This is a genomic window from Desulfovibrio piger (assembly GCF_012843875.1).
Lineage (GTDB): Bacteria > Desulfobacterota > Desulfovibrionia > Desulfovibrionales > Desulfovibrionaceae > Desulfovibrio.
On the sequence record NZ_JABAFY010000056.1, the window covers coordinates 1 to 13,656 of the forward strand.

A 13,656-nucleotide genomic window follows, 5' to 3' on the forward strand; every position below is an offset into this window, starting at 1 on the left:
TCCTCCTACCGGCTGTTGATGGGGCAGAATTTTTTCCAGAGCAGGAACATCCCTCAACTTGCGCCAGCCATAAAAAAAGACTGCCGGTGATGCAGGCAGTCCTGATGAGCGGTTTTGGGGGAAGGAGGGGGCGAGGGGAGGGAACAACTTTTTTCCGCAAGGAAAAGGGGTTTCCTCCCCCTTCATTATGCATCGTGATGCTAACTCGTACGCAGCAGGATCATGCCGATGATGAGCAGTCCCATACCGGCAAAGGCGCAGGGCTTGAGGCGCTGGCGCAGGAAGAGCCAGCCGCACAGCGAGGTGCCCAGGATACCGAGGCTGCCCCACATGGAGTAGGCCACGGCCAGGTCCATATACTGGACGGCCAGAGAGAGGCAGTAAAAGGCCAGACCGACCAGGGCCAGAGCGGCAATACCGATCAAGCGCTTTTTGAAGCCATCAGAACGGGCCAGCATGAGGTTGGCGGCCACGTCCAGAGCCGCGGCTGCGGCCACCAGGCCAGCGGAAAGGATGAGATGCAGTGTTTCCGTATTCATGGGGAGCTCCTTCTAGCTGGCGGTGCGGCTGGTATCGGAGGACGTATCCTTGTCCTGGACGGTGCCGTGATGGACCAGCAGGGCGCCGCTCAGGGCGCAGAGCAGGCCGGCCAGGCGCTGCAGGGAAAATGGCTCGTCCAGGATGTAGATGCTGGAGAGCGTGATGAACGCCAGCCCCAGGGCCTCCCAGAAGGCAAAGGCCACGCCTACGGGCAGGCCCGTGGTGGCTTTGGCAAGGGAGTAGTAGGAAAGCCCGATGGCTATCCACATGAGGACAAGGCCGGCGAGGGCAGCGTGGGCAAAGCTCCAGCCAAAGGAGAGCTTCATGACCGTGGTACCGGCCACCTCAAAAACGATGGCCGCCAGCAAACAGAGCCAGTGATAGGGACGTGTGGGATTCATGATGCACCTTTCAGGATATGCGGTCGAACGCAAAGGGCTCCGCAACGGCATTGCGGAGCTGCTACAGACGTGCCGGTCCGGAGCGGACCGGCAGAAAGGGCATCAGGATTACAGATGGCTGCGCCAGTGTCGCTCTGCCATGACGGCGAAGAAAAGCCGGGAGAGTATGAGCAGAGGATGTTGCATCTTTATATGATAGGCCAGAAGTAGAGATGAGGCAAGTTTGGTGCGGGAGGCCCGGATAAAGGCCCTGGATGAGGACGCAGGGGCAGGAAAGAGGTGATGCGGGTCTCTCTACTTATCAAGTGCAGCAAAGTAAGCCGAGAGCCCATGCAGGACGAAAACGTAGCCGGTTGATAGAGGGCGGAAACAGGTAGCGCTGCATGCAAAGCAGGCAATCTGAAGGACGGCAGATTCGGGCAAGGGGACACGAGCGCGGATGACAAAAAAGGAATCCTGCCAGAGCCGGGCATCCCATCTGCATCGGGGAGAGCAAAGACATAAAAAAGGGAAGGAGATGGTATCTCCTTCCCTTTGCTGTTTGCGGTATCCTGAAAGCTACTGCTGGGCAGCGATCCAGGCGTTGGCTTCCACAAGGTCAAGCGTACCTTCGTACAGGGCCCGGCCGCTGATGGCACCTTGCAGATTGGCCTGCGTGCTGAGCGGGTACAGGGCCTGTACGTCAGCCAGCGTGGCCACGCCACCGGCGGCGATGACCGGCACGGTGGAGGTCTCGGCCAGATGGCGCAGGGCCGTCAGGTTGACGCCGCACTGCATGCCGTCACGCTCGATATCCGTATAGATGATGAAGGCCGCGCCGTCTTTCTGCAGGCGGGGCAGGACATCGTCCACGCTCAGACCGGCATCGGCCACCCAGCCCTTGGTCTTGAGGCGTCCGCCCTCGGCATCGAGGGAGACCCCGATCTGCCCGGGAAAGGTCTTGCAGAGGGAAGCAAAGGCTTCGGGCTGCTCCAGGGCCATGGTACCGATGATCAGGCGCTGCACACCGGCTTCGAGATAGGCACGGGCCGTCTGTTCGTCACGGATGCCGCCGCCCAGCTGCACGGGGATATCCAGCTCCCGGCAGATGTTGCGCACGATGTCCCGGCTTTTGGGCAGACCGTCGAAAGCGCCGTCCAGATCGACCACATGCAGCCAGCGGGCGCCCTTGTCCCGCCAGGCCACGGCAGCGGCCACAGGATCGGGGGAAAACACGGTGCTCTCGTGGGCACGTCCCTGTTTCAGGCGGACGGCCTTTCCGTCCTGGATGTCGACAGCGGGAAAGATAATCATAAGTTCAGATCCTTTACAGCCTTGATCATGGCTTCGCGGGCCAGCTCTTCAGCAGTGACCCACTTGCCCTGGCGTTTGAAAAAGTCGCCCACGTTGAGCAGGTTTTCCGTCAGGCCCTGCTGCTCGATCTCGTAGACAGAGTGACCGATGATGTTGCCTTCCTTGATGTTCAGCAGGAAGAACTCCAGCCGCACATGGGCGGGTTCGGTGACACCGGCCGCCGAGCCCTGACGGTCCCGCCAGGTGAGGACCTGCGGGATGAACAGGATGTCCGCCGACGTCTTGCGGGCGTATTCCACCCACAGGGGCAGGGCCTGGGGACGCTCCGAGGTGTGGAAACGCTTCAGGTCCGGCAGGGGACGGGTACGGGGCAGGAAGTCATAGGAACGTTTGGTCGTGGTGTACAAAACATCACGCAGCTGGCGGTCCTGGGCGATCAGCACGTCACGGGCGGCCAGGGCCTGCGGCTGGGGAAGCTGGCCCATGATGAGCTGGCTGATATCGCGGGGCTGGGTGAAGGGCGCCACCGCGATCTTGTACTGATGGGACAGCGAGCGCGGCACGTCCGCCGTGCTGGCAGGTTTGCGGTTGCAGCCGCCCGTCAGGACCAGCAGGGACAGAAACGCACACAATATCCACAGGAAACGGTTCTTCATCAATCCAGCCCTCCCTTGGTGCTGCGGATGACGTTCCCGCTACGCCGGACCGCCTGGGCGAGCGCCAGGCCCAGGCTTTTGGCGACGGATTCCAGAAGGTGATGGCCATTTTTGCCATAATGCATGGTCACATGCAGATTGCAGCGGGCGCTGCTGGCAAAGGCCTTGTAAAACTCCCGCCAGAGGTCTTTTTCCTCCCCGGCGATGACCAGGGGCAGGAGTTCATCACCGCGCCATTCCAGCCAGGGGCGGCCGGAAAGGTCGATGGTGACATCGCTCAGGGCCTCATCCATGGGGACGCGGCCGTAGCCCACACGGGCGATGCCCACACGGTCCCCCAGGGCTTCCAGCACGGCCTGGCCCAGGACCAGGCCGATGTCCTCGGCGCTGTGATGGGCGTCGATGTGCAGATCGCCCTGACAGCGCAGGTGCAGGTCCATTCCGGCCCAGAATGCCGTCAGGGTCAGCATGTGATCCAGCATGCCGAAGCCGGTCTGGATATCGGTCTTGCCCGAGCCGTCCAGAGTAAGGCTCAGACTGATGTCGGTCTCGGCGCTTTTACGGGCATGCCGGGCCGAACGCTGGGGCAGAGTCGTTTCCATCATCATTCCTTGTCCTTGGCAGGCGTTGCGGGATCGTCGTCAGCGGCAGGGACTTCCGCCACGGAAGCGGGATCGTCCTGCTGTTCCGCAGGTGTGGCCGTATCGGCAGCATCGGGCGCGAGGCCTTCCTGCTCCACAGGATGGTCCCCGGTCCCTTCGGGGAGTTCCTCGGAAGTCCCAGCTGCTTCGGTCGTAGAGATTTCAGCCGTCTCCATGGCGGGGGCGGGCGTTTCTTCTTCGGGCGGCATACGCTGGGCGTCGTCATCGCTCATGGCAGCCACCGTGGCGGCAGCTGCGGCAGTGGCCGCGACCGTCGTGCCGTCCGGTCCTTCGGGAGCGGGAGAGGCGGGCGCAGGGTCGGCCGGAGCGGGATCGCCGGGCGTCCCTTCTTCCTCTTCCTTCTTTTCCTTCTTCTTGCGGCCAAAGGCCGCAGCCACGAGGATGCTGATCTCATAGAGCAGCAGCATGGGCATGGCCATGAGCAGCTGGGAGACAACGTCCGGCGGCGTCAGGATGGCGGCCACGATAAAGATGCACAGGACGGCATAGCGACGCGCCTTGCACATCATCTGGGCCGTGATGAGCCCCATGCGGGAAAGGAAGAAGGAGAACAGGGGCATCTCGAAGATGAGGCCGAACGCCAGGAGCAGCTTGATGACGAAATCAAGGTAGTCCGTGATGCGCGGCATGGCCTGGATCTGCTCGGACGAGAAGCCCAGGAAGAAATTGAACGCGTAGGGGAAGACGATGAAGTAACAGAACACGCCGCCACCAATGAAGAAGATGGCGGAAAGCAGGGCGATGGGCAGCAGGCCCTTTTTCTCTTCCTCGTACAGCCCGGGGGAGATGAAGGCCCAGATCTGATAGAAGATGTACGGGCTGGTCACGAACAGGCCGGTTACGAAGGCCACGAACATGCGCACGAAGAAGGGTTCGGGCAAGGTGGTGTACATGGCCGTGCCGTGTGCGGGCAAGGCGCTGAGCAGCGGGGCCGTGATGAAGTTGAAGATGGGCTCGACCACCGTCCAGCAGAGCAGGAAGCCCACACCGGCGGCGATGAAGCAGCGCACCAGGCGCCAGCGCAGCTCGTTGAGATGATCCATGAGGCCCATGGTCTTTTCTTCGGGCTCGGGCGTCCCACCGGTACCGGCAGCAGCCGTGGCAGGCGGGACGGGCGGCTGGCCTGCGTCATCACCACCTTGCGGTGCGGGAGCGGCCACGGCATCAGGAGCCGGAGCTGCCGTATCCGGCAACGGGTCGGCAGGGGCGTTTGCCGCTGCGGGGGCAGCATCGTCTGCCTGAGCTTCGGGAGCGGGGGCGGCAGGCTGTTCCACAGGGGCGGGGGCTTCCTCGGCTTCGGCCCGGGCCTTGGCAAGTGCCTGGGCCAGAGGGCTGTCCGCCGGAGGTTCAGGGATGGCGGCTTCCCCGTCCTGAGCAGAGGGCACGGCGCCTTCCTGTGCGGTCAGGGGGGCCGTCTGTTCCGGTCCCGTAGCGGAGGCCATGACAGGAGCGGCCTTTTCCTCAGCCGCTTCGGGCAGATCTTCGCCTGCTGCGACCGTTTGCGGGGCCGCAGAAGAGAGGGGAGCATCCTGTTCGGGAGTCGTGACCGTGACGGTCAGATCCTGTTTGTCCTGGGTGGTGCTCATGCTTTTGCTCCACTGGCAGGCGTGGCGGCACTACCGGCTTCGGTCTGGGCCTTGGCAAGGGCCTGGGCCAGAGGACTGTCCGCAGGCGGTACGGGCGCGGCAGAGGGGACGACTTCCGGCTGGACAGCAGGACGGGCCGCGGTCTCCGTTGCCGCAGGTGCGGCAGCGGGTGCCGCCTGGGGCTGGGAGGCTGCGGGCTGGGCCGTTGCCTGCGTCTGGGCGGCTGTTTTGGCCGCGTGTTCAGCACGAGCTTCGGGGCTGAAAAATTCCTTTTCAGCTTCCTGCTTGCGCTTGAGGTGTTCCTCCTGCTCCACTTCGGCATTCAGCGTGCGCTGAAAATCGGTGGAGACGCGGCGGAATTCACCCATAGCCTTGCCGAGGGTGCGGGAAACACTTGCCAGACTCTTGGGCCCCAGCACCACAAGGGCCACAAGAAGGATAACCAGAAATTCCGTACTGCCGATACCGAACATATTTTCCTCTGCTGTTAGTCCTGAGCGTCATGGACGCGGAAATGCTAAAACGCAAAATTACCTGAGCCCGCAGGCCTTGTAAAGTACGCCTGCCGCCTGCCGCTTCCACTCTTCAGCAGGCAGGACGCCCTGTGGATGAAGGCAGGATATTGCCTGAAAGGGCCTTGTGTCCCGGTGCGGGATGTCAGGGCCGCGCGGTACCGCCCTGCAGCAGCATGGGCTGCCGTGCCAGCCAGTCCACAGACAGGCGGGTGATGTCCTTGATGAGGGAGAGGTTCGCCTCGGGGCTTTCCAGCGAATTGCAGAGGAAGACCGCCAGGGCCACATAGCGCCCATCGGGCAGGCGGAAAAAGGCCAGATCGTTGTCCGCAAGCTTGAGTCCCTGGGGCGTCCTGTCGGAAGAGCCGGTCTTGTGTCCGGCGGTCAGTCCCTGCGGCAGGCCCTCAAGGATCTTGCCGGGCAGGGCGGGCGTCCCGGCCATGATGCCGGTCAGGAAGTCCTTGTGCTCCTGGGAGAAGGCCGGGGAGTTGAAAAAGCCCGGCAGCATCCGGGCCATGCTGCGCGGCGTGCCCCAGTTGGCATACTGGTTGTAGATGTTCAGGTGCATCCAGTCTTCATTATGACCGATGAAAACATTGTCCGCCCCCAGACGGCGGGCGCAGGCCTCCACCACGGCCGGGCCGCCCACATATTCCATCAGGATGTCGCAGCCGTTGTTGTCGCTGAAAGTGACGGTATACCGCAGCAGGTCTTCCAGGCTGACTTCCATGTCGCGGCGGCCACGCTGGTCGCGTAAAGGGCTGTGGGTGCCGGTGTGGAGTTGCTCCGCCCGCACGGGGATCATGGTCGTCAGTGTGGCCTGCTCGTGCTGCATCTTTTCCAGCACAGCCACAGCCAGGGGAAACTTGATGACACTGAGCAGGGGGAAGGGCGCATCCATGTGGACACCGGCGCAGAGGCCGTCTTCGGTAAGCAGGGCCACACCGGCCAGGGCCTTTTTGTTCCGCATAAGGGTATGGATGTCCCGCTCCAGGGACAGGGCGTCCACGGCGGCTTGCGGCGTAGCGGGCAATCCTTCTGCCGCCTGAAGAGGCATGGCAGGGGAAAGCAGAGCCAGGGAGAGCAAAAGGGCAGGGAAGATGCGTGACATGGAAAGCTCACAGGGATGCGGTGTTCTATGGAGATACCCGAAGATACGGGCAGGCCTCGTCATATGTTTTCGGGAGGATAGGGACTGGCTTCGGCAAGGACAAGAGGAAAATGTGCCCCGGACAGGGGCGTACTGTACCGGAACGGAAAGCGGAGTCCAGCGGGGCCCAGGGCTCTGCCCAGCGGCGGACGACGATGATAGCTCGATATCGCCGTCAGGTGCGGATAAGGGGATGGACTGCTTCGGGAAGACGGACGAGGTTGTTGAATGCCGCGGCCGGGAAGGATAGACTGTCATGGCAAAAAATATCCTGAAAGCACCTGCCATCATGAGGGGGAGCATCTGTGGCATTCAGCAAAACGATACAGATGTATATTTTTGACGGTAATCCCAATGGTCGCATCATGTGCGAGCTCTCCAACTGGAACGGCCGCATCTACAAGGTCTCGCGCAATGAACTTTCTGTCTTTTCCCAGCGGGCCGATGCCGAGAACACCGGCGTCTATTTCCTGCTGGGGAAGGATGAGAACAATACGGATACCGTCTACATCGGTGAGGCGGAAAAGGTCTGCACACGTCTGAAGCAGCATCTGCATGATGCGGATTACTGGAGCGATGCCATCGTCGTCATCAGCAAGGATGATCTGCTCAACAAGGCGCACGTGAAATATCTTGAGAACAGGTTCTATTGCCTGGCACAGGATTCGGGAAGAGCCGTCATCATCAACAGCACGGTCCCCCCCTGCTCCTCGATCTCGGAGTATGACGAGGCCATGTTGCAGGAGTTCATCAGCAACGCCCGTCTGCTCGTCAATACGCTGGGCTACAAGCTTTTCGATACCCTGGAAGAAAGCAGCGTGGGGCAACAGAATGAGCCGACCTGCTTTTTCATCAATGCTGCCAGGGGGGCCGCCGCCAAAGGGCTTGTCGTGGCGGATGGTTTTGCCGTGCTCAAGGGATCGACCATCGCTTCGCCCGTGGTCCCCAGCATGGCAGAGAGCTTGCGCCGTCTGCGTGACAGTCTGCTCGAAAAAGGGATCGTCGATGCGGACTTCCATTTTGTGAAAGACCATATCTTCACCAGCCCTTCTCTGGCGGCGGCTGTCGTCCTGGGCAGGAACGCCAATGGCCGGACGGAGTGGAAAACGGCGGAGAACAATGCGCTGCGTGATGTGGAGGAAGACGAGCTGGCATAGCGTTGCAGCGCCATGATAAAAAAAGAGCTGACAGGCAAGCCGTCAGCTCTTTTTTTATGCTGTCTTCACAGTGCGCCGGCACTGTGGCCGGAAGCAGGACAAGGAGCCTGCTGCTTCGGCATTATTCCCACTCGATGGTGCTCGGGGGCTTGGAGGAGACGTCGTAAACCACGCGGTTGACGCCCTTGACCTCGTTGATGATGCGGCCGGACATGCGGGCGATGAGGTCGGCGGGCAGGCGGGCCCAGTCGGCGGTCATGGCGTCCACGCTATCCACCACGCGCAGGGCGATGACGTGCTCATAGGTACGGCCGTCGCCCATGACGCCCACGGTCTTCAGCGGCAGCAGCACGGCAAAGCCCTGCCAGACCTTGCGGTACCAGCCGGACTCGCGCAGTTCTTCCTGCACGATCTTGTCGGCCTGGCGCAGGATGTTCAGGCGTTCTTCGGTGATCTCGCCCAGCACGCGGATGGCCAGGCCGGGACCGGGGAAGGGATGGCGCCAGACGATGGAATCGGGCATGCCCAGCTCGGCGGCCACCTTGCGCACTTCGTCCTTGAAGAGTTCGCGCAGGGGTTCCACCAGCTTGAGCTTCATGGTCTCGGGCAGGCCGCCCACGTTGTGGTGGCTCTTGATGACGGCGCTGGGGCCCTTGTGGGACACGGATTCGATGACGTCGGGGTACAGGGTGCCCTGGGCCAGGTATTCCACTTCGGGCAGCTTCCTGGCTTCTTCGTCGAAGATGTCGATGAAGGTGTGGCCGATGATCTTGCGCTTCTTCTCGGGATCTTCCACACCCTTGAGCAGGTCGAGGAAGCGATCCTGGGCCTGGACGAAGTTGAGGTTCAGGTCAAAGTGCTCGCGCAGATAGCTGACCACTTCCTCGCCTTCGTTGAGGCGCAGCAGGCCGTTATCCACGAAGATGCAGTGCAGGCGATGGCCGATGGCCTTGTGCAGCAGCACGGCCACCACGGTGGAGTCGATGCCGCCGGAAAGGGCGCAGACCACGTGCTTGTCGCCGATCTTTTCGGCCATTTCCTTGACCACGCGTTCCACGAAGCTGGACATGCTCCAGTCGGGCACGATGTTGCAGACCTTGAACAGGAAGTTGCGCAGCATGGCGTCGCCGTCCACACTGTGGTGCACTTCGGGATGGAACTGCACGGCGTAGATCTTGCGGCTTTCATCGGCCATGGCAGCCACTTCGAGGGTGGGGGTGCTGCCGGTGATCACGAAGCCGGGCGGGGGAGTCTTGACCTTGTCGCCGTGGCTCATCCACACGCGGCTGGCCTTGGAGCTGTCCAGGCTGTCCCACAAGGCGCAGGAGGCTTTCAGGGTCAGGTCGGCCGGGCCGTATTCGCGGGTCAGGGACTGGGCCAGTTCGCCGCCCAGGTTCTGGGCCAGCAGCTGCATGCCGTAGCAGATGCCCAGCACCGGCACGCCCAGTTCCAGGAAGCCCTTGTCCAGGGTGGGGGCATCGGCTTCGCCCACGCTGGCAGGACCGCCGGAAAGGATGATGGCCGAAGGAGCCATAGCGGCCACTTCGGCGGCGGTGACGTTGCAGGCATGGATTTCGGAATACACGCCGGCTTCACGCACACGCCGTGCGATGAGCTGGGTGACCTGCGAACCGTAGTCAATGATAATGACCTTGCTGTGCGCCATGAGTGTTCCTTGCAATGTATGCGGACGCCGCCCGGGAGGGACGGCGTCCTTTATATAATGTCATGAACGGGCAGCCTGGCTGCCGGAAAACAGGATGCAAGCACCAAACGGATGCGGGCGGTCGCTGCAGCGATCGCCCGCAGGTCTGAGGCTAGTTGTCGATGCGATAGTTGGGGGCTTCCTTGGTGATGATGACGTCGTGCACATGGCTTTCACGCAGACCCGCCGCCGAGATCTCACAGAAGGTGGTGTTCTCGAACAGGTCGTTGAGGGTGCGGGCACCCACATAACCCATACCGGAACGCAGACCGCCCATGAGCTGGTAGATGGCTTCCATCACATGGCCACGGTAAGGCACGCGGCCCACGATGCCTTCGGGGACCAGCTTCTTGCTGCGTTCCTGGAAGTAACGGTCGGAGCTTCCGTCCTTCATGGCGTCGATGGAGCCCATGCCGCGGTAGATCTTGTAGGTACGGCCCTGGTAGAGGATGGTTTCGCCCGGGCTTTCTTCGGTACCGGCGAACAGGGAGCCGATCATCACGGAGTGGGCGCCCACCACGAGGGCCTTGACGATGTCACCGGAGAACTTGATGCCGCCGTCAGCGATGCAGCAGCGGTCCATCTCGCGGGCAGCGCGGCTGCCGTCCATGACGGCGGTCACCTGCGGCACGCCCACACCGGCCACGATGCGGGTGGTGCAGATGGAGCCGGGGCCAATGCCCACCTTGACGGCGTCGGCACCGGCTTCGAGCACGGCGCGGGCACCTTCGTAGGTGGCCACGTTACCAGCCACCAGCTGGCAGTTGGGGTACGCGGTCTTGACCTTGCGGATGGCCTTGAGCACGTTCAGGGAATGACCGTGGGCAGAGTCCAGGACGAGCACGTCCACACCGGCCTGGATGAGCTGCTCGGCGCGTTCGTCGCAGTCGCGGCCGATGCCGATGGCGGCACCCACGCGCAGGCGGCCGGCGCTGTCCTTGCAGGCGTTGGGGTATTTCTGGACTTTGTCGATGTCCTTCATGGTGATGAGGCCGCGCAGGCGCTCGTTCTCGTCCACCACGAGGAGCTTTTCGATGCGGTGTTCGTGCAGGTGACGCTTGGCTTCTTCCAGGGAGGTGCCCATGGGCACGGTGACCAGGTTCTTGCTGGTCATCACTTCGCCCACGCGGATGGCGGAGGCGTCTTCGATGAAGCGCACGTCACGGTTGGTGAGGATGCCCACCAGCTTGCCGTCATCCACGACGGGCAGACCGGACACGCGGAAATCCGCCATCAGGTCCAGGGCTTCCTGCACGGAGTTGCGGGAGGAAACGGTAACGGGGTCAAGGATCATGCCGCTTTCGCTCTTCTTGACGCGTTCCACTTCCAGGCGCTGGCGTTCGATGGGCATGTTCTTATGGATGATGCCGATGCCGCCCATACGCGCCATGCTGATGGCCATGGCCGATTCGGTGACCGTGTCCATGGCAGCGGAGAGCAGGGGGATGCGCAATTCGATGGAAGGAGTGAGCCAGGTGGAGATGTCCACGGCGTCGGGAGTCACTTCCGAATAGCTGGGGACAAGCAAGATATCGTCAAAAGTCAGGGCCTTGCCGCGATTGGTGAACATATTTGCCTCGTAATGTGCTGGAATTGTTCAACAAAATTTAATATATAATCATATACATTCCTCATGTCCATGTCAATGCAAGAAAAGGGCCGGAAGCACAGGACGGACGGGCAAAATTTTTATGAAAGCGGGGGAGAGACGCATGCTCCTGCATGCGGGCATGGCCGCCGCCGTCCATATACTAATGTAGTGCCGTGGAAAGGGGCTCATCGTGCGGCACAAACTGTCGGATTTCGCAACCGGTTCGGACGGGGGCCACCGAAATGAACCGGGAGGCGGGGAATTTTCCTGGCTGTTCTTTTGGGAGTGATCGGGGCCTGCGGTCGATGCCTGTCCCTGGAACTGTCAGGAGAGCCGTCCGCGTGCGGGATCTTTCGCGCCGCCGCGCAATACCGGGAAGAGTGCGGACGCCTTCGCATGCTCCGGGCATGGTGCGGTACGTTTGTCCTGGTGCCGTGGCCAAGCTTGATGGGGGAAATGCATGGTTCAGTTTTCTGTCCCGCTCCAAGGGAATTTTCCGGCCGGGGCTGTGGAAATTTTCGCTTTGCGGGTGCATTTCGCATGGATGATTTTAAAGATTGTCTTGCTATCATGCTGTAAAGAAAGACTCTTTTTATGGTGTCGCCTGAAATTAACAAGCCTATATCGTTTTTTATCACTTAATATTGACAAACTGATAAAAGGGGTTTAAAAATTTTTACAAGTTCGACGGACAAGCAGATCGCTGCCGCGAGCTTTTAAAAATGAGCTTTCAGCTCCGGCCGTATCGGCCGGGATTCCTGTCCCGCTCCGCACAGGTCAGGAATGGGGTCCCGCAAGGGAAGAAGATCCCGTAGTGGACGGGATCGGAAGATGCGGAAGTAATGAAGGAAGGTATTATCATGAAGAAGCTTATGACTCTCGCTCTGGCCGCCGCCATGATGCTGGGCGCCGCCACCGGCGCCAACGCTATCGACTTCAAGGCCAAGGGCCAGTGGATCATGGATTTCAACTATGGCATGCACGGCAACTTCGGTGACAGCAAGGCCGCCACTAATTCCGGTTTCAAGCGCAACGGTAACCAGGAAGATGAATTTGAAGCCATGCAGCGCGTCCGCCTGCAGTTGGACGCCGTGGCTTCCGAAGCCCTGTCCGGCACCGTGTTCTTCGAAATGGGCGACCAGTTTTGGGGTAAGGGCGACAGCAAGAGCGATGGCGGCGCTCTGGGCGCTGACGGCAAGGTCGTGGAACTGAAGCGCGCCTACATCGACTGGATGGTGCCCCAGACCGACCTGAAGGTCCGCATGGGTATCCAGGGCCTCGCTCTGCCCGCCTTCACCACCAATGCCTCCCAGATCTTTGACGATGACGTGGCCGCCGTCACCCTGAACTACCAGTTCAACGAAAACGTGGGCCTGACCGCTTTCTGGGCTCGTCCCTACAACGACAACAACGGTTACAAGAGCTCCACCAGTTCCACCAAGTGGGACAACTACATGGACAACATGGACATGTTCGCCGTGCTGCTGCCCCTGTCCTTTGACGGCGTGAAGGTGACCCCCTGGGTCATGTACGCCGCTATGGGCCCCGGCATGTTTGAGAATGACTTTGCGAAGCATGACGAGATCGTCAATGGTCTTGGTCGTGCCCAGAAGGGCCTGGTCTCCGGTTTCACCGGTTTTGACAAAAACGACACCTACGGCAATGCCTTCTGGGCTGGCGTGACCGGCGAAGTGACCATGTGGGATCCCTTCCGCATCGCCTGGGATGTGAACTACGGTTCCGCTTCCTATGAAGACGAAAAGATGAACCGCGAAGGCTGGCTGGCCAGCCTGCTGCTGGAATACAAGCTGGATTGGGCCACCCCCGGCATCTACGGCTGGTACGGTTCCGGTGACGACAGCAACCCCCGCAACGGTTCCGAGCGCATGCCCGTGGTGAGCGCCAACGGCAACAACCAGTTCTCCAACTTCGCCTTCAACGGCAACCCCTACATCGCCCGTGAAGGTGTGCTGGGCTCCACCATGGTGGGTACCTGGGGCATCGGCGCCCGCCTGAAGGATATGAGCTTCCTGGAAGACCTGAAGCACACCCTGCGTGTGAACTTCATGGGCGGCACCAACGCTCCCAAGATGGCCAAGTATGTGGGGCAGGACTTGGGCAAGCGCGGCGTGTATGATGTGAATGGACGTGCCAATGCTTACGATCCCATGTATCTGACCACCGACGACTACGCTCTGGAAATCGGCCTGACCAACACCTACAAGATGTACGACAACTTCACCGTCATGCTGGATGCCGCTTATGTGGCTCTGTGGCTGGATGACAGCCGCAGCACCTGGGGCAAGAACCCCGGCCGTAGCGCTCTGGGCGGCGACGGCGTGTACGACGCCTGGAACGTGAACCTGTCCTTCGTGTACTCCTTCTAAGCTTCGGCTTGAGAAG

General features: G+C 61.2%; 11 protein-coding genes and 1 pseudogene. 2 read left to right on the forward strand and 10 right to left on the reverse strand.

The annotated features are described in order from the left end of the window. Positions 1-200: 200 nt before the first annotated feature. The 8 genes and pseudogenes from HF854_RS10835 to bla all read right to left on the reverse strand — a co-directional run bounded on the left by HF854_RS10835 (position 201) and on the right by bla (position 6,761). Positions 201-539, reverse strand: coding sequence for an SMR family transporter (locus HF854_RS10835; protein WP_006006369.1), 339 nt, complete (start codon positions 537-539; stop codon positions 201-203). A 12-nt stretch (positions 540-551) separates the two neighbouring features. After that, on the reverse strand, positions 552-941 hold the full coding sequence (locus HF854_RS10840; protein ID WP_168936298.1) for a DMT family transporter: 390 nt from the start codon (positions 939-941) through the stop codon (positions 552-554). A 558-nt stretch (positions 942-1,499) separates the two neighbouring features. Next, positions 1,500-2,234 (reverse strand): 1-(5-phosphoribosyl)-5-[(5-phosphoribosylamino)methylideneamino]imidazole-4-carboxamide isomerase, encoded by a 735-nt coding sequence (hisA, locus tag HF854_RS10845; RefSeq protein WP_168936299.1) that lies wholly within the window; start codon positions 2,232-2,234, stop codon positions 1,500-1,502. Then, the gene (locus HF854_RS10850) at positions 2,231-2,890 is read right to left on the reverse strand and encodes a hypothetical protein (protein WP_168936300.1); all 660 of its coding nucleotides are present in this window, start codon (positions 2,888-2,890) and stop codon (positions 2,231-2,233) included. Before HF854_RS10850 ends, hisA begins: the two co-directional genes overlap by 4 nt. Further along, positions 2,890-3,480, reverse strand: coding sequence for an imidazoleglycerol-phosphate dehydratase HisB (hisB, locus tag HF854_RS10855; protein ID WP_205906110.1), 591 nt, complete (start codon positions 3,478-3,480; stop codon positions 2,890-2,892). The genes HF854_RS10850 and hisB overlap by 1 nt, the downstream gene beginning before the upstream one ends. 374 nt (positions 3,481-3,854) lie before the next feature. Continuing rightward, positions 3,855-4,604: pseudogene (gene tatC / locus HF854_RS12935) on the reverse strand (twin-arginine translocase subunit TatC); the annotation flags it as partial. A 530-nt stretch (positions 4,605-5,134) separates the two neighbouring features. Then, entirely contained in the window at positions 5,135-5,611 is a 477-nt protein-coding gene (locus HF854_RS10865) for a twin-arginine translocase TatA/TatE family subunit (protein ID WP_168936303.1), read from the reverse strand. Positions 5,612-5,795: 184 nt separating this feature from the next. Beyond that, positions 5,796-6,761 carry a class A beta-lactamase gene (gene bla, locus HF854_RS10870; protein WP_168936304.1) on the reverse strand — a complete coding sequence of 322 codons (966 nt, stop codon included), beginning with the start codon at positions 6,759-6,761 and terminating at the stop codon, positions 5,796-5,798. Positions 6,762-7,105: 344 nt separating this feature from the next. On the opposite strand from bla, the gene HF854_RS12885 reads away from it, so the two are divergent. Continuing rightward, a complete protein-coding gene (locus HF854_RS12885; RefSeq protein ID WP_168936305.1) occupies positions 7,106-7,957 on the forward strand; it encodes a DUF4357 domain-containing protein in 852 nt (283 codons plus the stop codon). 121 nt (positions 7,958-8,078) lie between these two features. On the opposite strand, the gene guaA is transcribed toward HF854_RS12885, so the two are convergent. Then, positions 8,079-9,623, reverse strand: a complete 1,545-nt coding sequence (gene guaA, locus HF854_RS10880) for a glutamine-hydrolyzing GMP synthase (protein ID WP_168936306.1) — start codon at positions 9,621-9,623, stop codon at positions 8,079-8,081. Between the two features lie 151 nt (positions 9,624-9,774). Continuing rightward, positions 9,775-11,232: an IMP dehydrogenase gene (guaB, locus tag HF854_RS10885; protein WP_168936307.1), complete on the reverse strand. Its 1,458-nt coding sequence runs from the start codon at positions 11,230-11,232 to the stop codon at positions 9,775-9,777. Positions 11,233-12,113: 881 nt separating this feature from the next. Here guaB and HF854_RS10890 point away from each other — a divergent pair. Continuing rightward, a complete protein-coding gene (locus HF854_RS10890) occupies positions 12,114-13,640 on the forward strand; it encodes an outer membrane homotrimeric porin (protein ID WP_168936308.1) in 1,527 nt (508 codons plus the stop codon). Positions 13,641-13,656 lie beyond the last annotated feature (16 nt).

Excerpts from the sequence above, each read along its gene's own strand:
- HF854_RS10835 (WP_006006369.1), bottom strand. The coding sequence starts at position 539 with ATGAATACGGAAACACTGCATCTCATCCTTTCCGCTGGCCTGGTGGCC.
- HF854_RS10840 (WP_168936298.1), bottom strand. The coding sequence starts at position 941 with ATGAATCCCACACGTCCCTATCACTGGCTCTGTTTGCTGGCGGCCATC.
- hisA (WP_168936299.1), bottom strand. The coding sequence starts at position 2,234 with ATGATTATCTTTCCCGCTGTCGACATCCAGGACGGAAAGGCCGTCCGC.
- HF854_RS10850 (WP_168936300.1), bottom strand. The coding sequence starts at position 2,890 with ATGAAGAACCGTTTCCTGTGGATATTGTGTGCGTTTCTGTCCCTGCTG.
- HF854_RS10865 (WP_168936303.1), bottom strand. The coding sequence starts at position 5,611 with ATGTTCGGTATCGGCAGTACGGAATTTCTGGTTATCCTTCTTGTGGCC.
- bla (WP_168936304.1), bottom strand. The coding sequence starts at position 6,761 with ATGTCACGCATCTTCCCTGCCCTTTTGCTCTCCCTGGCTCTGCTTTCC.
- guaA (WP_168936306.1), bottom strand. The coding sequence starts at position 9,623 with ATGGCGCACAGCAAGGTCATTATCATTGACTACGGTTCGCAGGTCACC.
- guaB (WP_168936307.1), bottom strand. The coding sequence starts at position 11,232 with ATGTTCACCAATCGCGGCAAGGCCCTGACTTTTGACGATATCTTGCTT.
- HF854_RS10890 (WP_168936308.1), top strand. The coding sequence starts at position 12,114 with ATGAAGAAGCTTATGACTCTCGCTCTGGCCGCCGCCATGATGCTGGGC.